Below are 22620 nucleotides of genomic sequence, written 5' to 3'. Positions count from 1 at the left end.
AGAAAAACTAAAGAGGAAAAAAGAGGAGAGAAAAATTATGAATATTGAAAAATTCGTAGAAAATTTAAATAAACTTAGTAAAGTAAAAGTACATGAGATAGGTACATTAAAAAATTCTATATACACTAAGAAAGAACAAATAAAAGAAAAGAAATCAGAAATATTAGATGAATTAGAGGAAATGGGCTTTAACTTTTCTAAATATGAAGAAAAGGAAGTAATAAAAGCTCTAAACCTTCCAAATATAAATAGAAACACATTAGAAGAAAGGATTACAACTACAGGTAAACATATATATATCTTAATAAACGAATTAAAAACACTTAATAGAAATCTACAAGGATTTGAAAACTTTGAGAGAAACATAGATAAAGAAGGATATATACACCCTAAATTCTCTATAAATGTGAATGGATTAGTGAGCGTAGCTGAACCTGGGTTAGCAAGATTAGAGGAGAATTTTATAACATCTATATTGGGATATAGTACACACCAAAAATTCTCAACTTTTGATAAACTATATGACTTCATAAAGACATATAGACCATCTTTAGGCGTTAGGGAAAATAATCAAAATTCATTTATCGTGGTGGGAATGACATTGTATTGTGATTTTAAAAGGGTTGAAGAATGGGATATAGTAAAAGCTTATGAAGAAAAGATCGAAGAGTTTTATAACTACCGTTATGGATTAAATGGGTCAAAAGCATTAGATGAAATTCGTGTGAACCGTGCAAGGGCTAAATTTGTAACAGGTGAAACATATGAAATCTTTAAAGAGATATATACTGAGCTATATCCTATCTTAGAAAATACAAAAACAGCTATAAAAAATAAATTACTTACAGAGCCTTGGTTTGGTTCTTTACCTAAAAATTACTTTCCAGATAAAGTAGATGAAATGGATTTAATGCCATTTGGAGCTTCAACAAACCAAGAGTTAGAAGAGGAACACTTGGAAGGCTTAAAAATAAGAATGAACGAATTTAATAACCTTTATAATCAGTACATGGAATTAAAAAGCACGGTAGAAAAGGGCGAAGATATAACAGGAATAACAAAAGAAAAAGAAGTATTAAGCCAAATTAGAGCGAACCTTAGAAGAAGAGCAAGAAGCCAAAAACATGATGAAGGTCTTAGCGGTGCTGAATTAGAAGAAGCTACTGAGATTAAACTTGATGAAATGATGAAAAAGTATGAAATAAAGGCAGAGGTTAAGGCAGAAAAAAAACAAGAGCAATTAACATCATTTGAACCTACAAGCATGAAAATATTTAATATGGCTAAGAATAGAGAGATTATGAGAGGCTATGGATGGTCAGAAGATGTTATTGAAAAGAATATAGCAGAGATACAAGCTGTAGAAGATAAAATTAATGCCAATTTTAATAGTCCAACTTTCAAGGTATGTGGAAGTCAAAATTCAGATGTTGTATTTGATTTTATATGTGCGGGAAGAGGTAAGATAATTGCAACAAGGATGTTGATTGATAGGGATGAAAATAGTAAAGATATAAAGTACGATATATGGTTTAGCTTAAATAAAGTAAGGCAGACATTAAAAGTTATAGCTCCACAAGGGTCAGCACACCGAGTTTTGAATGTAGTTTATCCAGATGGAGAGGTAAAAACATACACAGCTTCAAATAAACAAAATAATATAAGACAGATAACAATAGCTATCCTAAATACTTTAGCTTAATATCGTCAAATATAATTTACGAGGGTAATCAACCGATTATTCTCTTTTTATTTTATTTAAAGTGTATATAATATAAAAACTAATCAAGTAAGTAATCAACAAAAGAGGAGAAGATAGTTTATGACAGCAATAAAGAAGAATGAAGGAAAGAAATTCGAGCAGGACTTTATGGATAGCTTTCCAATGTTAGGCGATATATTTACATTAAGACTAAAAGATAGTTCAAGTGCTTTGGGTTAGGGAACTTCTAAGCTTCGCTTTACTTTAATAACTCATGCGACTTTCTGGTAGTTAGTCAATATAACAAATACATTATTTATGTTAGAATTAAAGAGATTTAAAGGGAAATCCAAACAGAGAATAAATTACAGCTTTTAAAAAGAAAAAATAATAACCTTCCAAGTTCTAAACAAGGAGGTTATTTTTATGGTGGGAGGCTATGTTTTTTAGAGGTTTTTGTTCTTTAATTTATACTTCCATGTTAGTTTTACTGCTATTATGAAACTTGATAGTGATAGAACTACTTGTATAAGCCAGTGTAGGTGGGCTTCTACTGTTATTAATAGAGTGATAGCCATTATGATAAAATCGAAGATAGCCCATTTCCCTATTATCTTGTAAAGACTAAAAAATGGTCTTTCACACCACATGTATAACACTACTATTACACATATATTGAGAAAATTTTCTATTGTAGTTTTTAGATCAAATGCGTGTGTTGTTATTATTTGAATTACAACACCCAGTAAAAATGGTTTAAGAAACAAAAATAGTGTATTAACTTTTAAGTTATACTTAGATTCTCTTTTTAGAGCATATAATGATACACCACTTACTGTAAGCATAAACATAACAATTGGAAAATAAGGGTATTGAATACTATTATCTCCATTAATACACAAAGGGGTAAGTGCTATACTTAAATTGAATATTACGTCTAACCAATTTTTATACCAAACTATTTTTTTTTCATCCATGATGAACACACTCCTACATAAAATGCTAATGCCCCCACTATTTTTACGAATTCTTTATTTACATTATACCATATTAGATGAAAATTATGGCGAATAAATCTTTAAAAAGCTATAATATTATCAATACAGAGTCAGTGTGTTTTTATATTAATGACAAGGATTTTAGTTTAAGTAACTATTGGGGAAATAGCTCTTTTTTAATGAAATAATAAAAATAGTCTATATGTAAGAGGAAGTCATATGTTTTTTTAAGGTAATTATATTAGTATGATTTGGTTATGAGGTAAATAGAGGGGGATGAGTTTGAAGGTAATAAATAATGAGATATTACATTTGTGGTAGCTTATTTTTTATATCTCATGCCATCACATCACATATCTCCTCCTACAGCAACAACATTCCAATATTCTACCATATAAACTTTTTCTTTAATTAGCTCTAAATCGCCTTAAATGACAACTACATACAGATAAGGTCTTCTGTAAGCTCAATCTACATTTCAATCATTAAATCGAAAAAGACAGCCATTTAATCGACTGCCTTCCTCGCCACATTTTCTCCGATAAATAAACCCATAGAATATACAAAAGAGAGTATCCTTTGCAGTCACATTTTATTATATCATGTATTTTAAGCCAATTGCGTTGTCAATTATAATTGACAACCAATTACCTAATCAAAATCCTATTCTAAAAATTATTAACCCCTTCCAAGTGCTTATAATATATAAAAGCAAAATAAGAAAGGGGTTGTTTAAATGGTAGCAACAATATTAAACAGGAAAATTATCAAAACTTTTGTAGAATAGCTGTATTTGCAACAGCATTTATGCTGAACATAGTTCTTATGTTTTAGAAATAGCGTTTCTAAAATCATATTGTAATCACATATTCATATACATAGGAGATCAATAAGGTCTCTTTTATATTTTAAAAGGGAGTTGATTGATATATTTAATTTAGTATATCAAGTTTTATACACTATGTCACCAATATCATAGTCAATATACTTATCTCTTAATCCTAAATAGTCAATTTAAATTGATGGAGCATTTTTGATTAGCTTTCTGATTATGAAAGTTATTAAACTGTCTCTAATAATCTATAATACAATATAAGATAAACAAAGAAAGTCTTATAGATTAGCATATTTGAGTGGCTTTTGGCCCCTCACAAAATAAGTAAACGAAAGAAGAGAAAATTATGGAGAAGAGAAAGCAAATTAGTATAAATAAAGATAGACAGGAATGGTTCAAGGGATTGGACTTAAACGGACAAGTAGAAGTTGTGAATAAAGCTTTGGAGAAGGTTCAAGACACTAATAAAATAACAAATGAGCTTGGATTTAGTTGGACATGGGTTACGCAGATTTTAGCGGATAAAGGGGCTTATTACGTAGCTTCCTTAAAAAAAATTATTATTGCTAATCCGTTCACGACAGAGGAAATTAGATTTATTCAAATGCTATATATAGAAAAAAATAGCGTTATGATAAAAGAAGATACGCATGAAGATCAAAAGGAACTTACGATAGTAGAGGCTGTAGATAAAAGAATAGGAAGTGCTAAGGAAGAGAGCCAAAATAGGTCATTTTATGTTTCTAATTCTGTATTCATTAAATTTAAAGCATACTGTCAGGCTCAAAAAAGTGTTAGTAATAAACAATTAATGGAATTAGCTATTATAGAATTGATGGAGAAGTATCCAGTAGAAATTGTAGAAGAAGCTACTGTTGTGGCTAAAAAAGAAACCAAGAAAAGAACAATAGAAGATGAAGATATATTTATGGAGTAGGAAGAGTTCAAGTAGCTCTTCTTTTTCATCAAAAAATCACAATATTTTAAAATGATTATGGAGAATATCATATACCCACTTTATTTTTAAATTGATGAAAATTCTTTAATAATTGCATGTAAAATATTTACAAACGACACCTCTTTAGACATGATATTATATGTATATTGATGTTGTCTTTCATTTTTATAAAGTTACATTCTATAATGATTATAAAATACAAAAGGGTTAATCCCTTTTGCTGTATATCCCCGAAGGGTGAATATGTTTTAAAAGTAATGCCCTTCTTAAAAGGGCATGGAATAAGTTAAAAGTACACTATATATCCGATAATTGAAAAATATAAATTAACAAGCTATATAGAGAGTTAGTTATTGTTTCAGTTTTAAAAGTTTGAAGTGTATTGATATTACTAAGGTTTACGTAATTTATATCTTCAAAATTAGTCGAAAATATATAAAATTTATTGGTCAAGCAATGTAGAACCTAAAAGATATTTACGAGACATCTCAAAGTGTATATTATATAGTAAACAAGCTTTATTATTACTTAAACAATATATTGATAGTATCACTTGTAAGTCATTGTTGCAGTAAATAATAAATGAAAGTACAGAAGAAGAAAATGTTTGGAGGATAACTATGAATTATGACAGATACTTTATTAATTTTGATGAAACACTGACTGAGATAGAAAACATAAGTGCAATTAAAGAACGTATAGGTGAAGCTAAGAAATGTAATGACTTAAAACAAGTTGATATTTTAAATAGACTACTCTCTAAAAGAATTACACTTAGGTTAGCAACGGATTTAGCTATTATATATAAAGAACATAAGATATATAAATACTTTGAAGATAACTTTAAACAAATAGCAAAAGAGTATTCCTATTGTGGAAAGAAAGCCAAAACGTTCGATGAAGTTAAAAAGTTGATATGTAAAATTGATTTTAGACCATTCTTCAATTTAACATATGATTTAAGAGAGAGTTTTCAGACGTTTTTTTATTATAGGGAATTAGGAATCTTTTATCCTGCGTATATTAATTCTATAAAAGTAAAAGACATAAATGGAAGAGAATACACAGCCTTCAAGATGTTTATAGGAACAGGTAAACGTGCAATAATAGGAACGGATAAAATAGAGGAGTTTGAAATATCACTAAACTTTATAGACATATATGGAGCTATGTTTAAAAAGAATTATTACGAAGCTATGGAGGAATTAGCAAAGATGTTAGGTATAGAGATTAATAATAAAGATACAAAATATAGAAGAGAACAGAAAGTTAAGTTTGCAAATAATATACTATATCTTAGCAATGTAGGTGATACGTACCCTAACGTAAGCCAATTAATAAGTAGAAATCTGTTTGTATTAAAAGAAATGAATTTAAAGGCTCTTGAAAGCACTTTAACATCTAAAGAAAGTTATGATAAGCAAGCTGTGTTCTTTTGTTCTACAAGGCATATGGAAGCAAGACTAAAGGATATTGCAGAACAAATAATAGAAGAGGAGCAAAAAATTAAAACGCTGTCGTATAATTATATTGCAAGATTATTCGTTCTTTATAGAGTATTGGGATTGTTAGTGGTAGTAAATCCTGAAAATGTTCCCCAGAGGATGACTAATTTAATGCCTCAAAAAGCCCATGAAGATTTCTATGATACATACTTCTATATTATACCTGAATATGACAGCATTATATTTGCAAAAGCTGAAAGAATAGCAAAAAAAATAATTAAAGGTGGAATAACACTTGAAAATATAAGCAGGATAGAAATAGAGAAAGTCATGGGTATAGAATTCTCTCAAAAGATATATAGTGCTTCGGTAAAAAGATACCAAAATGCACTGTTAAGACCAAAGAAAAATAAAGCTATATTTGAGAAAACTAAAGATGAAAAAAGAAATGTAATATTAGAGAAAGAAGATGATGAAGTTAACATCATTTGTTTTGTAAATGAAGAAGAACTTACAGATATGCCATTCTAAAAAAGAACATTAATGCTCTTTTTATAAAATGGGGATACTGCATATAGATATATAAGATAAGAAAATAAAAGTAAATGGTTAAAGGAGTAATGTATGGATAAATTAGAATATTTGAATGACTTGAAACGTCACTATATTATATTAGGAGAGGAAAAGAATAAAGTAAGGGAGTGTCTCTTTGCTTGTGCAATAAAGGATAAAGATGAATATACGCTCATAGCCCTAAAAAGTATAGACAACCAAAGGGATATTTCAAAATTAAATATAATAACAGAGAGGTATCCTAATGATATAGATAAGAAAATTATAAAAATAGCTGATATAATTATTAGTAATAAAAATAGGGGCAATGGTTCTATTTTGATGAAATACTTATTTGAATATGTAAACCAAAATTCAGATATTAAGAAAATAATAGGAACTATATCAGAAGTGGATCAAGACCATTTTGATAGGCTTGAACATTTCTATAAGAAACATGGGTTTAAGGTCGCATTTTATACAAATGATAAAGGAGAAAGGATAGCGGGAGATATAGAAAAGGAGTTATAGGTATAAATTAAGTGGAGCAGGATAGTTAAGACAGGAATAAAGGGTTAGAGGATGTGTTAAGATGGCTATTATAAAAGACAATAATAAAATAATAAAAAAAGACTCTAAAAAAAATACTAATATAGACCTAAAGTCTAAGATACATAAAGCATTAGAATATTTGGCGAAAAAAATTGAAGAATCTAAATAATAAGTTTAATTTATATTCTAAATAAAAGAGCTATATGAAGCTCTTTTATTTTACAGTTTATTTATTTGGTCAACAAGTCTACTAAATTCTTTTTTTGCAATTTTTTCTTCTGAGAAATATTGAGAATATTCTTTTGAATTTACATATCTAAAACGTCTGTAATGATTATAGAAATGTAGTATATCCATAGCTAATCGGCTTTCAGGAAGAATTTTCATAAAACTCATAGTAATTACGAGGTCATAAAAATCATTAAAAATTTTTTCAGCCCTTTGAGTTTCAGTTGTATATTTTCTCCATAAGCCCAATAATGACTCATTAAGATTAGATATAAGAATATCAAAGTCATTCATTGTACCACCACCATTCAAAGAATATTATATCTAAGATATATATAAATTGGTAGAGTATAGTGTCATATTTGTATAAAGCATTATTTTTGATAAAATGAATCTATGATGTTGCAAATTAAATTATAGCTGTTTTAGTATGGTCTATTATTATAATTATTTAAGTTTTTATGTTGACTATCTTCAACAATGGATGTACAGCTTTTACATTGAATACACTACTTATAAAATGTTATAATTTTCATATACCTATTAGAAAAACAATGCGGATACTTACTATATTATCTGCATTATTTATTAGCATTTTTGAATTTTACAGAATCCGAGAGAGGAAAGATACAAATATAATAAACAAGCCAATTATAAAAATAATGCTTTTTAAACTTGTGGTGAATTTTACACAATATCTTTGATAAGCTTATTATGTAAAATTGAGATAAAATATAGAAATTGATAGGGGGGAAAGTATTTTTGAAGATGACATATCCGTTAAAGGAGAAAAAACAAATAGATTTAGTTAAGATGTATTTAAAAAGCAAATCAATTCGGAATTACCTAATGTTTACAATGGGAATCTCGTCCGCACTTAGAATTTCTGATATATTAAATTTGAAGGTTTCCGACATATATGATGGAAAGAAGCCTAAAGAATATATTGATGTGAAGGAGAAAAAGACGGGGAAGAGTAAAAGATTCGCTACGTCTCCAAATCTTCAAAAAAGTATAAAAGAGTTTGTAAAAGCTTATGAGCTAAAACAAGATGAATATGTATTTGTAAGCAGAAAAAGTGATAACAAACCAATTACAAGACAGAGAGCTGTTCAGATACTTACGGAAGCTTTAGATATGTGTGGTTTATCAGACATAAACTTTGGCAGTCATGGGATGAGAAAGACATTTGCATACCATTTATGGAAGAGGGGGACCGACATAACTTTCCTGATGAGACTTTTAAATCACTCTTCTCCGAGAGAAGTATTGCATTATATTTCAGTTGAACAAGAGGAATTAGATGATATTTATGTAAACTTAAATTTGTAATCATAAGTAATAGAATAAATAATGCACTATGGTAATCCCTTTTAAAAAAAAGAGGATTTTTTTACTATAGTGTATTTTTTATTGTCAAATTTACTTTAGTAAAGGTGGTTAGTATCCATGAATAATGAAATTGAAATATCAAATAAGTATAGAAAACATATTAAAGAAGATCGTGGAATAGGGGAAGGTGCTGATTATATTCCCTGGACGAAGATTAATGAGTTTTCTTCTAAAGGAAGAGCTACAAGAATAATGGGAATCAAAACAAAAAGAATACATCATTTTCATTCAGACAATCAATTAAGAGCATTCCTTATTTTTGAGTGGAGTAACAAGGTAACAGATATTAGAGAATGCTATCCACTATTAGATTTGATGGAGACTGTTGATGATAAAGATAATTTAGCTTTAGACAAATTTTCGGACAGCGAACCAGGAAATCAATTTGTTATTACAACAAACTTCTTATTAACTTTAAGAGAACCAGATGAAAAAATAAAATATATAGCGAGAGCTATTAAGAATTGCTCTGAATTAAATAAAAAAATTACAATTGAGAAATTAGAGATTGAAAAAAGATATTGGCGAGCAAGAGGTATAGAATTCAAAGTTATAACTGATAAGGAACTCGACCGTCAATTATGTAAGAACATTCAGTGGGTGAGAGAAACTCTTTTAGACAATTCAGGGGGAGTGGAAGAAAAGGATAAACTATCAACACAATTATATTTTCATCTATCAAACAATAAAGGCATTATAGTTAAGGACGTATTAAAGGATTTTGAATCAAGATATGATGTTGTTAAAGGAACTGCACTGTATTTATTTAGATATTTACTTGCTATAAAAAGAATCACTATGGATATGACACAACCTATCAATTTTAATATCACGGTTATGAAGTTATTAAAGTTTTTTGAGGAGGACTAAGAAGTGTATATAAGTGAGAATATGCTGATTCAATATGATGATAAAGCAGTATTAAGAATTATAGATGTAGACAATATAAATAAAAATTTGTTTGTTATAAATATGGAAGCTGAAAAAATGCCATACATTTTTTCAGCAGAAAAGATATACGCTGACATAGAAAATAAAAAAGCTAAAGTTGTTGAAGATAATTATATCAGAAAAGTAACAGACGATGACATAGTTATTAAAGAAAGAGAAAAACGAGATTTTGCATGGGAAGTTTTAAGGTTTCTATTAGATAAATCTAAAGGATATGAGCTTTATTTTAGCCAATATAGAAGTCCCCTAATAAAAGAAGCGAGTAAAATATTTGGAATTAATAATAAGACTATAAAGAATTATTTAATTAGGTATTTCAAGTATGGGAAAGTTAAAAACGCATTGCTACCTAAGTATTATAATTGCGGCCTAAAAGGAATTGAAAAAAATTCAAGTGATAAAAAAAGAGGCAGACCATCAGCTAATAACAAAGAAGGTGTAAATGTAGACCACAAAATTAAAGAAATGTTTATAAAAGGGCTAAACAAATATTATTACAATCAAAAGCAAAATAATTTGAAAATTACTTATGAGTTAATAATTAGGGATAATTTTGTTAAGGAATATATTAAGGAAAAAGGCGAAAATATACCTGTATTAATGGACAAATCTCAAATGCCAACATATGGACAGTTTTTTTATTGGTTTACCAAATTGAATAATACTAAAAATGAAGTATCAAAAAGATACGGGGAAAGAATTTATAATCAAAATTATCGAAGCATAATAGGAAGTTCCACACAAGAAGCAGAACTTGGACCAGGAACATTGTGGCAAATTGATAGTACAATCTTTGATATATACCTTGTTAGCTCATTAAACAGAAATAATATTATTTCCAGACCTGTGTTATACTTGGTGATTGATGTATATTCAAGACTTATTATTGGGGTAAATGTAACCATTGAATCTTTTAATTCATATTCTGGGGCAATGATAGCATTAACAAACGCTATGACAAGTAAAGTTGATTATTACAAAAAATACGGAATTGATATTACAGATGATGATTTTCCATATTGTATACCGCAAGCTATATTGGCTGATAGAGGAGAAATAGTGAATTCGCAGATAGAGACAGCTATACAGAATCTTGGTATATCCATACAGAATAGTCCCGCCTATAGAGCCGATTATAAAGGAATAATTGAACAGAGCTTTCGGCTTATGAACTTAAAAGTCAAACCTTTTGCTGACGGAGTAGTTGTTAACGGAAAAAATAGGATTGAAAGAGGCCAGATTGATTACAGATTACAGTCAACACTTACGTTAGAGGAATTAACTAAAATTATACTGAAGTGTGTATTGTTTCATAATAATTCCCATGTACTCTCTGATGACGTAGCACAAGAAATGATGTTTGAAGAAAACATCGAAAAAATTCCAATAAAGATTTGGAATTATGGAGTGCATAATAAAAAAGGAATACTTCGTACATTACCTGATGAATTTATAAAGATTAATTTGTACCCTACAACTACCGCTAAGGTAACGTCTAAGGGTGTTTTACTAAAGAAAATGCTGTATGCCTCAGAATATACATTAAAGAATGGATGGTTCTCAAAAGCAAGAGCAAAAGGAGGTTGGAGCATTAAAGTATCTTACAATCCTTTAGATATGAGTGTTATCTATTTTGTTGAAGATGGGGGTAAGGTCTTTCACTCATTAGCTTTAGTAGAGCATTTGCAAAAATACCAGAATAAAAGTGAATTTGAGATAGATGAATATTTAAAGCAGGAAATAGAAATGAATAAAAAAGCTAAAGAGAAGGAATTAGCTAATAAAATAAAGCTTTTTAATGAAATTGAAACTATCGTAGATAATGCAAGGCAGGTAACAAAAGAAGATAAAGATACTACTTTATCTAAGAGACAAAGATTAATGGGTATTGGTGAAAATAATAAAAAAGAAAAAGAATTGTATAGGGAAACTTTAGCTGAAACTATAGAAGAAAGTGAGGAAACTATACGAGAGGATACGGAAACAGCAATTGAAGAAAATGAATTAGATATGTTTGAAAATATTCAAGAAAAATACTGGGAGGATATATATGAGTAAAATATTTTTACCAAATGGCATGGAAGCAAGTAAAGCCATTTATAGTGAACTACCGATATTTGAATACAATAGTAATCCATATATTCAAGCTTTGCCCCAAATAAAAAACAAAGAAGAAATTATAAAAAGTCTAATGATTAACCAACCATTTGATGTTAATGAAAGAGAATTTGATAGTTCAATAAGGGTTCACTTAATTCAAAGAATTTATAAGGTATTTTTGGCTTTACCTATACATGTTAGAGTTTGGAACAATATTAATACACTAATTAGACAGGGATATGTAGCAAGAAATCCATTTAGTAAGGAATACAAAAGATTTGTTAATGAAACAGGCAAACAGATTATAAATAGAACTTTTGATATTAATAGTAGATCAAGCTTTAGGACTACAGCAAGTTGTGGTCTTTTAGTGGGGCATAGTGGTATGGGGAAAAGTACAGTTACTAATCTAACGGTTTCATGTATTCCTCAGATAATTTGTCATAATGAGTATAATGGTATGAATTTTAATCAGATACAATTATCGTGGCTTAAACTTGAAGCACCATTCAATTCAAGCCCTAAGTCATTGGCACATCAGTTTTTCATTAAAATTGATGAACTTTTAGGAACTGACAATTTTAAAAGGTCTGTATCAAGAAATTTATCTACTGATTCTATGATGTCGTTAATAGGGAAGGTAGCTAATAATGTAGGTCTTGGTATGCTTATAATTGATGAATTACAACATCTCAACAGAGGCGGGACAAGCCAAATAATGAACTTTTTAGTTAGTTTGATAAACTTGTTTGGAGTACCAATTTTATTCATAGGAACTCCTGCTTCATATGATATTTTTCAAAGTGAGCTAAGGATTTCACGCAGGGTTACAGGGAACGGTGAAATAATATGGAACAATATGAATAACGATGAAGAATTCAGTTTGCTATTAAAAGGGCTTTGGAGGTATCAATGGACAAGAAAACCAGTTGCATTAACTGATGAAATAGTAAATTTGTTTTATTATTTTACACAAGGTATCAGTGATTTAGTTGTTAAATTGTTTGTAAACTGTCAATATGTAGCTATAACTACTGGTAAAGAGGAGATTACAAAAGAACTTATTGCAAAAGTAGCAGAGCAAGAGTTTAGGTTAATGAAACCAATGATTGAGGCAATCAGGTCAGGAAACACATATAAAATACAGCAATATGAAGATATAAGAAGGTTAGATATTAATAATACAGTAGAAGAAGAGAAGAAACCTAATATAAAGACAGTAAAAAATGAAAAGAGTATTGTAGTAGATAAAAAAGAAAAAAATCCATTAATTAATAAAATAAAAAGTATTAAAGTAAAGGAGTTAAATGATGATGACTTGAGAAAGCTTGTACATGAAGGAGGGCTTAAAGGTAAAAGTCCGTATAATATTCTAAATGAAAATGAATATATAGATGATATGAGTTATTTTCAGGATGGTGTTGAACTATGATGAACTGTTTTCCTATTTTATATGATGATGAATTATTTTATAGCGTAGTGGCTCGTTATAGAAGAATGTGTGGAATTATTAGTAAAAGATCATTTATAAATGATTTCTATAATACAAGTTTAGGACAGACTTTTATGTATCTTCCATTGCATTTTAAGTCTATTGTTGGAAATATGCCACCGACCTCAAAAATAACAGAAAATTATTTAATAAAGAACCATACCTTTTATCCATATATAACTTCTTTTTTATCACCTAAAAAGTCAATTGAAATTTATAATACAATGTTTGAAGGTAGAAGAGAGAATTTGTTTATAAAAAGTGGGCTAAGTGGAGCTAAAGTTAAATTCAGCAATTACTTAAAATATTGTCCCCAATGTTGTAAAGAAGATATTGATAGAGATGGTGAAACATATTGGAGGAGATTACATCAGATACCAGGAGTTTTGTACTGTAAAAAACATAAATCTTTACTTATAGAGAGTAGGGTTGTAACGAATGATAATACAATTGATTACATATGTGCTGATGAAGATATTTGCAAAATTAGTATATGTGAAGATATAGAGGAAAAAAGCAAAAGCTTTTTTAGTATAAATAGCAAGTATATTGAGGAAACAGAATATTTGTTTAATAATAATGTACAAAGAAAAGAACTCGATTTTATAATTGATTTCTATATAGATAAGTTAAGAGAAAGAAAGCTTGCTTCTTCAAATGGCAATATATATATGAAGGAATTTCAAAAAGAATTTGGAGATTATTATTCAAAAGAATACTTAAAGCTTATGCAGAGCAACTTTGATGTTGATGACGAGACAAATTGGCTAAGGCTTTTCGTTAGAAAAAATAATAAGAACAGAAGTGTACTAAGGCACTTATTGATAATGGAGTTTTTGGATGTTAAATTACAAGAGTTTTTCAAATGTAATATTGTAATTGGTAAGAGCTATAAAAGGAAGGTACATAGCCCGATTTTTAGTCTTAAACAAAAACGCAAGGAATGGTTAAAAATTATTGAAGATAATCCGTCAATTCCAAGAAGCGAGTTAAAACGTATTGGTAAGGGATTGCACACATATATTTATAAATATGATAGAGAGTGGTATGAAAAAGTAACACCAAGATATATTAAGAGGAAGGAAAAAGAAGCTGTTGTTGATTGGAATAAAAGAGATGAAGAGTGTTTGGATATGGTGAAAAATGCAGTCAAAATGTTGTTAAGTAAACCAGGAAAACCAATAAGAATACGTAGCAGTTCAATAAGACGTGAATGTGGAGAAACAAGATATTTAAACAATAAGAAATTAATAAAAACACAAGTGTACATTGATTCTGCTACGGAAGATATTAATTCATTTAGAGTGAGAAAAATAAGGTGGGCTATTAAAGAAATAATAGATAAAGATATTATGGTGACACCTTATAAGGTTCAGTTATATGCAGGATTTGGTGGTATGAACAATAAAGAACTTAGAGAGCAAATTGAAAAGATAATAGATAATTAATTTAAATTATAGTAAAAAGTATTTGAATTTTAGGTTTCAAATACTTTTTATTTTCCAGATAATGATATAATAGTATATAAATAAAATACTTAGGTGATAGAATGAAGAACGATTTTGATGTATTAGTAGATAAAATAATAGGGTTAGATACATTTTGGAAAGCAAATTATTATATGTTAAGCATGAAAAAACAACCGCATGGTGGAGTTGCTCATATAAATTATCCAAATTATTATTTTAAGTATCATCCCAAACAAATGATTAGGCTTTTTATGAGAGATGGAAATGATATTCCTTATTTTTTAGAAAAAGTAACAGATGAAGCTTTTGCATTATATAGTAGTTTAAATATAGATATTGAGGAACTGTTAATGTTTTGTTTTGACAATAATAGCTTTTGGTATGTTGGAATGAAAATACTTCAACCCAAAACTGAATATATTGAAGAAAACAAGAAATGTCCATTAATTTTTAAAGTAATAAGTAGTAAATTAAGCTTTGAGAAATATTTTGATATTAACGAAAAAAAAGCGATTTATGCACTGGTATGTTTTCTATTAGATGGTGATATGGTGGAGATTAGAGATTTAAAAGATATAGAGGTTCGTGAAGATTTATCATTTACACATAATAAATATGGGTTATCTCTCATAAAAAATGCAAAGTTTATGAGACAGGGATTTATATATGATAGTAAATATTATTTATATAACATATTTTTCGATACAAGCATTGGTTTACCGATGGATGAAATTCCGTTTACTATTAAAGTAATTAATGATGAAATACCTAATTGTAAATTTGCTATGCGATTAGACGAAAATTTGGCTACTATGCCTGACAAAATGATAAGTACAGCAAGTACAGATTTTCAAGTTTATCGGGGGATTTTACTGGATTTTGCAGATATTGATAAATTGATTAGTAATAAAGAAGTAATAGTTCATTTCTGTCCAGAAACATTTCATAAAATTGTAATGATAATAAAACCTGACATTGAGGATGGGGAAAGATTTTATCATATCGAAGTAGAAGAACTTTGGAATAAAGATATAATAAAGGATAAGATTGTGCTAACAAATTTTATTCATGCCAAATACTATCCTAATGTTAAAAGTTTTAAACATATTGATTTTTCTGTAAATCAATATAGCATGGAAATATATGCTTTGAAATATGCAGATATAGTTAATATAACAGGAGTACCGATTGATAAATATTGCACAACACATTATAAAGTTTGGTGTGTTGAAGATGAAACAATAAGCATTTCTACGTGGAGTAAGTTGGTTTCATTAACATTAGACGAACCATTTAGAAAGTTATTTTTCGATATGTTTACAGAATGAACAATAATAATTATACGATGTTAATTGTAATGTATCTATTTTATGTTAAGAAAATTATAAAATATACTAATAAAGTATGTGAAAGTTTATTATCAGAATAGAATCAATATTATTAAATTTGATTAGATTAGTATACAGGGGGAAAGTATAATGCAATTTTTTTGTGATGAATCAGGACAAACAGGTTCAAATTATTTAGACACTACGCAACCTTTTTATGTTTTAGGAGGGTGGATAAAGCCTGATAACATGGATGATGACGAATTTAAATCAGCTTTTCATAATTTAAGAGCAGGTAATGAGGTTAAGTCTTCAAAGCTTGTTAGAAGCCCAAAAGGTAGAGAAACTCTATTAAAATTAATTAATATGGCAAGTGAATATAATTTCATTCCTATATATTGTATTGTAGAAAAACGTTTTGCAATATCTGCACGAATGGTTGAAGAACTTCTTGACCCTAAATATAATGATTTAGTTCCTAATTCAGCTACCTATGATGAAATGAGCATTTCAAAATATGACTTAGCAATGATGTTTTATAAACTACCAGATAACATTATTAATGATTTTGCAAAGAACTATTCAAAACACGATATTTCTGGAATAATAGATTGTATAAATAGAATGATAGAATATTTTGATACTAACAAATACAAACAATTTGCTAAAATTGTTGAGAATTCGCTTAGGTTTATAAATAGTAATCCTGCATTTTCTTCTGATAATGACAATACTGATGATATTTTTTCTCACAAAATTGATAAAGAAAAGGCTATCCAAAGTGTAAATTGGTTTACTTTTTATACTTTGATTAGTATTTTAGATGATTATGCGTATAAAAATAATAAGTTTATTTCTATAGTACATGATGAACAGAAAACATATGATGTTTCATTTTTAAGTATGTTTAATGTTGTCACAAAAGGTGAGGATTATGTAACTCACTTTCAAAACAATCCATTAAGAGGAATAAAAAATAAATTAACAAAATTAGATTTTGCTGAATCTGTAGATTCTGAATATATACAAATGGCAGATGTTTTAGTTGGTTCTTGGAATTATATACTTAAATATGGAGTTGATGGGTCGTTAACAATAGATGAATCTACACAAAGATTGGCAGAGAAGGTCTTATCATTATTAAAAAACTATAGGTATTTGCATTGGATGATTTCAGAAAAAGTAACAAGTAATATCTCTAATGCTTTTAAGCTTTCGTCATGCAAGGAAAATTAAAGTTTTACAGATATGTTATGAGGAGTTACATTAGATGAAATTGATATTAAAGAACTTATAAATTAGAAAAATAGTTTTATCCTTAATACTACTATGTAACCACACAATAATCCCTTTCCAATTCCAATAAACCTCTTCCATATTTCAAAAATAGTTCTTCCACGCAAGAATAATGCAAGAAAAGAACGCTTGAAGCTTAACCAGAAAGGGGGCTATCCGCCTCGCTCGTTAGAGCGTTTCGAGGGATAAGAAGTAAGATGTTAGAATAAAGGAATGGCAAGGGTTTAGATGGATTTTAGCAAGGATCAGGCAAGGCTCAATCATCAATCGAACAAGCGTCAATGGATAAGAAAAAACAGAATAGAAGGCAAGAGATTTGCAAGAGAAAAGGAAAGACTTTATTTGAATTAAATAAGGTTTTTCTTTTTATGTGGTTTTAAATAACGGATTGGAAGAGGGAGTAAGGAAAAACTTTATTTGAATTGGTTACGGAGGAAAGCGGGATTGAGGGGCGTGTGGAGGAAAGACTTTTTTTGAAACTAACAATAGCTTGAATTACGAGCGATTCAAAGAGTGGATGAAGCGATTCCGACTATTTGTCCACCAATAACAAACAGTCGGTGGCAATTAAAATAATAGTTTATTAATAAGCATTTCCTTTGTTATTAGTGCCCTTTAGAGAATATCTAAATATATCAACTGTATTATTTATTCATTGTAGCGAAAGTAGAGTTAAGAGTTGATTGGGTATTTAAGGTATAGCAGGGGGACAAGAGGATTTTAGTAGGATCAGGGTAAAGCCTAATTATCAATTAAGAGTTGCTGGATAAGAAAAAAAATAAGATATAAGAGGAATAGAAAGACTTTATTTTAATAAAATAAGGTTTTTCTTTTTATGTAGTTTTAAACAATGGATTAGGTGAAGGAAAAAAGAAAAATTATGTTTGAATTGTTGACGAAGAAAGACTGGGGGGAGGGAAGGAGGAAAGATTTTTTTGAAAGTAACAAATTTATTAATAGTTGTAATATAGACAATAAATGTTTTGATTTCAACCTAAAGTGGTAAATTAATGTATCATAGCATTCAAAGAATATACTCAAAACAATATTTGAGAATAACTAAGCAATTAATGGCGAGTAAATAGACAAAATTAAGTATAAAATTATTTATGAAAGACAATGATACGTATCATTCATAAGAGTAATAAACTATGATAATTTACTATGAAAGGAAGTGAAAAACTGACTTCAAACTTTAAGGTTTACTAAGCTATGAAAGTCGGGAACTGTTATGGAAAATACATGCAATGAAAAGAAATTAAAGGTTGCTATTATAGGATGTGGAGGTATTGCAAACGGAAAGCATTTACCAGCAATAAAAAAGAATAACAACATAGAAATAGAAGCATTTTGTGATTTAATAGAAGAAAAAGCTATAGAGGCAAAAGCTAAATATGGCAAAGAAGAAAGTAGAATTTATACTGACTACAAAGTTCTTTTAACAAAAGAAAAAGAAATTAATGCCGTTTACGTCTTAACTCCAAATAAATCACACAGCTATATATCTATTGATGCAATGAAGGCTGATAAGCATGTTATGTGTGAAAAACCAATGGCTAAAACATACGCTGAAGCTAAAGATATGCTTGAAGTAGCGCAAGAAACTGGCAAAATCTTAACTATAGGTTATCAAAATAGATACAGAGCAGATTCAAAATATTTGAAAGCTGCATGCGAAAATGGTGATTTAGGTGAGATTTATTATGCAAAGGGACATGCAATAAGACGTAGAGCCGTTCCAACTTGGGGAGTATTTCTAAATGAAGATGAACAAGGTGGAGGTCCATTAATTGATATAGGTACTCATGCTCTTGATTTAACACTTTGGATGATGGATAATTATGAACCAGAGTGTGTATTAGGATCTGTATACCACAAGTTAGGAGATCAAACATGTACGGGAAATGCTTGGGGAGATTGGGATAAGGATGAGTTTACAGTAGAGGATTCAGCTTTTGGATTTATTAAGATGAAAAATGGAGCTACAATAAATCTAGAATCAAGCTGGGCACTAAATAGTCTTGATATTGATGAAGCTAAAACTTCTTTATGTGGTACAAAAGCTGGTGCCGATATGAAAGATGGTTTGAGGATAAATTCTGTTAAGTATAATAAACAATGTATAGAAAAGCCTGCACTAGATGCTACTGGGGTTGCTTTTTATGATGGAGAAGAAGATAATGCTCCTGATATAGAACAAAGTACATTCTATAATGCAATCATTAATGGTGATAAATTAGTGGTTAAGCCTGAACAAGCTTTAATAGTTACTCAAATATTAGAAGCAATATATGAGTCTGCTAAAACTGGTAAGGCTGTATATTTTAAATAATTAATAATATTATATTTTATGGAGATGAATTTATATGAAATTAGGTGTATTTAATCCAGTTTTACAAGATAGATCTTTTGAAGATGCTTGTTCTTTTTTGGTAAGTAAAGGTGTACAAACAATTGAAATCGGTTGCGGAGGTTATCCAGGGAAACACCATTGTGACCCAGGAATTTTGTTAAAAGATGAAGAAAAGTTTGCTGAATTTAAATCTATTTTAGAAAGAAGCGGTTTAGAAATCAGTGGATTTAGTTGTCATGGCAATCCAATTCATCCAAATAAGGAAATAGCGAAAAAATTTGATGATGATTTGACTAATGCAATTTTAATGTGCGAAAAAATGGGAGTAAGAATATTAAATTGTTTCTCTGGCTGTCCTGGTGACAGTGAGACTTCCCAAAAACCAAATTGGGTTACTTGCGCATGGCCAGAGGATTTTATTGAAATATTAGATTATCAATGGAATAAAGTTTTAATTCCTTACTGGAAGGAAAAAGTGAAATTTGCAAAGGCTCATGGTGTTGATAAAATAGCTCTTGAAATGCATCCTGGTTTTTGTGTATATAATCCTAAAAGTTTATTAAGATTGCGTGAAGCTGTAGGGCCAGAAATTGGTGCTAATTTTGATCCAAGTCACTTAATTTGGCAAGGAGTTAGTCCAGTGGCAGCAATTAGGGAGCTCGGAAAGCATAATGCCATTTTCCACTTTCATGCAAAGGATACAAAGATGGATGAAATCAATTGTCCAATAAACGGTGTGCTAGATGTAGGACACTACGGTAAGGAAATTGAACGTTCCTGGATTTTTCGCTCTGTCGGCTATGGACATGATGTTGGCTATTGGAAGGACATTGTTTCTGCATTGAGAATGGTTGGATATGATCATGCGTTGAGTATAGAACATGAGGATAGTTTGATGACAACAGAAGAAGGGTTGATAAAAGCAATAAATTGTTTAAAGGATGCAATTATTTTTGAATCTAAAGGTGATATGTTTTGGGCATAATTATAAAAATTTGATAGGGAGAAATAAAACAATGTGTAATGAGATGTTCAATTTAGCAATAGTTGGATTGGGTGGCATGGGAAATTGGCATCGTGAGCTAATTGAAGGAATTGATAATTTGACTGTTTGCGGTACTTATGATATTAAAGAAGATAGACAAGCGTTTGCTAGAGAGCATGGAATAAATCCGTATAATTCTTTTAAAGAGCTTTTAGAAGATGAGAAAGTAGATATTGTTTTATGTGCAACACCAAATGATGTACATAAAGAAATAGTAATCAGTTCATTAAAAGCTGGCAAAAATGTAATTTGTGAAAAACCAGCAGCAATGTCATCTTTAGAATTTAAAGAGATGGTAGATATAGCGGAAGAAATGGATAAAGTTTTGGTTGTTCATCAAAATAGACGTTGGGATGAGGATTTTTTAACTGTAAAAAAGATATATGATGAAGCTATCTTAGGAAATGTCTTTAGAATAGAGTCTAGAGTACATGGATCCCGTGGCATACCAGGTGATTGGAGACAAGAAGAAGAACATGGTGGTGGAATGCTTTTAGATTGGGGCGTTCACATTATTGACCAGGCATGCATAATGATTAATGAAAGGATAAAATCAGTATATGCTAGATTCACTCATGTTACCAATGAACTTGTGGATGATGGATTTACTGCTGAGTTAGAATTTGAAAGCGGATTAATTTACGTTGTAGAAGTTGGAACAAGCAATTTTATAAATTTACCACGCTGGTATGTGTTAGGTCAAAATGGCACAGCTGTGATAGAGGACTGGAATTTAAGAGGCAAAGTCGTTCGTATAACTGATAGCCGTAAAAATGATGCAATTCCTATTAGAACAGCTGCCGGATTAACAAAAACTATGGCGCCTAGGACAGAAGAAACAATTAAAGAAGAAGCACTTAAAATTGTTAATTCTGATATTAAGGATTTTTATAGAAATGTTATGGGAGCTATAAGAGGAGAAGAAGAAATTCTTGTAAAGAATACAGAGGTAATGAGGGTTATTAAGCTTATGGAGAGTATTCGTGAATCAGCTAACAAGAAGAAATTGGTAGAGTTATAGAAATTAATAAAGAAGCTTAATTGTAATTATTTTGGAGGAGATATTTATGCATGGAAGTTTTGAAAAAACAGTATTAGAACCTGAATTTCCTTTCAGATTGTTTTTTAATGATGGATATTCTAATACACCACATCACTGGCATGAAGATATAGAAATTATTTATCTTGTGGAAGGTACCCTAAAGGCATGTATTAATAGAGATACTTATAATTTAAAGCAAGGTGACATACTTATAATTGGTGGTGGAGAAATACATTGTTTTTTTAAAGAGAAAAAATTTAGTAATAGAGCTGTAATACAATTTAGAACTTCCATATATGATAATTTTCTTTCTGGAACGAAAGATACTAAAATAATAAAACCTATGTGGAATCAATCAATACATTTAACTATAGGGAATGAAATCCATGCACTAATGGAGAGGCACATAAATGAGATTATCAATGAATATAGTAAGGCTGAGGAAGGATACAAGTTAATAATAAAAGCCAGACTATATGATTTGGCTGGTATACTACTTAGATATATACCTAAGCAAGCATATTCATCTGAAGACTTAAGCCGCGAAAAGGAAAGATTAAAGAAAATGGATAGTGTATTTCAATATGTAGATAGTAATTATCAAGAGCATATTGATTTAGATGATATTTCAAAATCTATAGGGTTTAGTAAATATTACTTTACAAAGTTTTTCAAAGAAAATACTGGAGTGACATTTTTAGATTATCTAAATAATTATAGAATTAAAAAAGCAGAGTGGCGTATAATTGAGGAAGATGAAACTATTGCAGAGATAGCCTATAACTGTGGATTTAATAGCATTAAAACTTTTAATAGGCTATTTAAGAATATAGCAGGTTGCACGCCTATGAAATATAGAAGAGATAATAAAAACTAAATATT

19 protein-coding genes are annotated in these 22620 nt (G+C 29.3%); 17 read left to right on the top strand and 2 right to left on the bottom strand.

Annotated features, from left to right (window positions below; all coding sequences use genetic code 11):
* Window positions 1-37: 37 nt before the first annotated feature.
* Window positions 38-1702: a hypothetical protein gene (locus tag ACJDTP_RS02645; RefSeq protein ID WP_406760422.1), complete on the top strand. Its 1665-nt coding sequence runs from the start codon at window positions 38-40 to the stop codon at window positions 1700-1702.
* 446 nt (window positions 1703-2148) lie between these two features.
* Here the strand turns inward: ACJDTP_RS02645 and ACJDTP_RS02640 are convergent, their stop codons facing one another.
* Complete coding sequence (locus ACJDTP_RS02640; protein ID WP_406760421.1) at window positions 2149-2679, bottom strand: hypothetical protein; 531 nt, start codon at window positions 2677-2679, stop codon at window positions 2149-2151.
* 1202 nt (window positions 2680-3881) lie between these two features.
* On the opposite strand from ACJDTP_RS02640, the gene ACJDTP_RS02635 reads away from it, so the two are divergent.
* The 4 genes from ACJDTP_RS02635 (at window position 3882) to ACJDTP_RS02620 (ending at window position 7211) form a co-directional block, all read left to right on the top strand.
* Window positions 3882-4472: a hypothetical protein gene (locus tag ACJDTP_RS02635; RefSeq protein WP_406760420.1), complete on the top strand. Its 591-nt coding sequence runs from the start codon at window positions 3882-3884 to the stop codon at window positions 4470-4472.
* Between the two features lie 641 nt (window positions 4473-5113).
* Window positions 5114-6469 carry a hypothetical protein gene (locus ACJDTP_RS02630; protein ID WP_406760419.1) on the top strand — a complete coding sequence of 452 codons (1356 nt, stop codon included), beginning with the start codon at window positions 5114-5116 and terminating at the stop codon, window positions 6467-6469.
* Window positions 6470-6562: 93 nt separating this feature from the next.
* Window positions 6563-7021: a hypothetical protein gene (locus tag ACJDTP_RS02625; protein ID WP_406760418.1), complete on the top strand. Its 459-nt coding sequence runs from the start codon at window positions 6563-6565 to the stop codon at window positions 7019-7021.
* Window positions 7022-7082: 61 nt separating this feature from the next.
* Window positions 7083-7211, top strand: coding sequence for a hypothetical protein (locus ACJDTP_RS02620; RefSeq protein ID WP_406760417.1), 129 nt, complete (start codon window positions 7083-7085; stop codon window positions 7209-7211).
* A gap of 50 nt (window positions 7212-7261) precedes the next feature.
* Here ACJDTP_RS02620 and ACJDTP_RS02615 read toward each other — a convergent pair whose 3' ends face one another.
* Window positions 7262-7564: a hypothetical protein gene (locus ACJDTP_RS02615; RefSeq protein ID WP_406760416.1), complete on the bottom strand. Its 303-nt coding sequence runs from the start codon at window positions 7562-7564 to the stop codon at window positions 7262-7264.
* Between the two features lie 474 nt (window positions 7565-8038).
* Between ACJDTP_RS02615 and ACJDTP_RS02610 the strand changes: the two genes are divergently transcribed.
* From ACJDTP_RS02610 to ACJDTP_RS02555, 12 genes are all read left to right on the top strand, one after another.
* Window positions 8039-8602 (top strand): tyrosine-type recombinase/integrase, encoded by a 564-nt coding sequence (locus ACJDTP_RS02610; protein ID WP_406760478.1) that lies wholly within the window; start codon window positions 8039-8041, stop codon window positions 8600-8602.
* Window positions 8603-8719: 117 nt separating this feature from the next.
* Window positions 8720-9532 carry a TnsA endonuclease N-terminal domain-containing protein gene (locus tag ACJDTP_RS02605; protein ID WP_406760415.1) on the top strand — a complete coding sequence of 271 codons (813 nt, stop codon included), beginning with the start codon at window positions 8720-8722 and terminating at the stop codon, window positions 9530-9532.
* A gap of 3 nt (window positions 9533-9535) precedes the next feature.
* Window positions 9536-11671 (top strand): DNA-binding protein, encoded by a 2136-nt coding sequence (locus ACJDTP_RS02600; RefSeq protein ID WP_406760414.1) that lies wholly within the window; start codon window positions 9536-9538, stop codon window positions 11669-11671.
* A complete protein-coding gene (locus ACJDTP_RS02595; RefSeq protein ID WP_406760413.1) occupies window positions 11664-13145 on the top strand; it encodes an ATP-binding protein in 1482 nt (493 codons plus the stop codon). The genes ACJDTP_RS02600 and ACJDTP_RS02595 overlap by 8 nt, the downstream gene beginning before the upstream one ends.
* Window positions 13142-14653 (top strand): TnsD family Tn7-like transposition protein, encoded by a 1512-nt coding sequence (locus ACJDTP_RS02590; protein ID WP_406760412.1) that lies wholly within the window; start codon window positions 13142-13144, stop codon window positions 14651-14653. The genes ACJDTP_RS02595 and ACJDTP_RS02590 overlap by 4 nt, the downstream gene beginning before the upstream one ends.
* Window positions 14654-14754: 101 nt before the next feature.
* Window positions 14755-16002: a hypothetical protein gene (locus ACJDTP_RS02585; protein WP_406760411.1), complete on the top strand. Its 1248-nt coding sequence runs from the start codon at window positions 14755-14757 to the stop codon at window positions 16000-16002.
* A 150-nt stretch (window positions 16003-16152) separates the two neighbouring features.
* Window positions 16153-17238 (top strand): DUF3800 domain-containing protein, encoded by a 1086-nt coding sequence (locus ACJDTP_RS02580; RefSeq protein ID WP_406760410.1) that lies wholly within the window; start codon window positions 16153-16155, stop codon window positions 17236-17238.
* 288 nt (window positions 17239-17526) lie between these two features.
* Window positions 17527-17649, top strand: coding sequence for a hypothetical protein (locus ACJDTP_RS02575; RefSeq protein WP_406760409.1), 123 nt, complete (start codon window positions 17527-17529; stop codon window positions 17647-17649).
* Between the two features lie 880 nt (window positions 17650-18529).
* Window positions 18530-19630: a Gfo/Idh/MocA family protein gene (locus ACJDTP_RS02570; RefSeq protein ID WP_406760408.1), complete on the top strand. Its 1101-nt coding sequence runs from the start codon at window positions 18530-18532 to the stop codon at window positions 19628-19630.
* A 34-nt stretch (window positions 19631-19664) separates the two neighbouring features.
* Window positions 19665-20636, top strand: a complete 972-nt coding sequence (locus ACJDTP_RS02565; protein ID WP_406760407.1) for a sugar phosphate isomerase/epimerase family protein — start codon at window positions 19665-19667, stop codon at window positions 20634-20636.
* A 31-nt stretch (window positions 20637-20667) separates the two neighbouring features.
* Window positions 20668-21717, top strand: a complete 1050-nt coding sequence (locus ACJDTP_RS02560; RefSeq protein WP_406760406.1) for a Gfo/Idh/MocA family protein — start codon at window positions 20668-20670, stop codon at window positions 21715-21717.
* Window positions 21718-21763: 46 nt separating this feature from the next.
* Window positions 21764-22615 (top strand): AraC family transcriptional regulator, encoded by an 852-nt coding sequence (locus ACJDTP_RS02555; protein ID WP_078114246.1) that lies wholly within the window; start codon window positions 21764-21766, stop codon window positions 22613-22615.
* Window positions 22616-22620 lie beyond the last annotated feature (5 nt).

This window comes from Candidatus Clostridium helianthi (genome assembly GCF_045310795.1).
Classification (GTDB): Bacteria; Bacillota; Clostridia; order Clostridiales; family Clostridiaceae; genus Clostridium; species Clostridium helianthi.
This window is presented reverse-complemented; position numbering and strand designations above follow the sequence as displayed.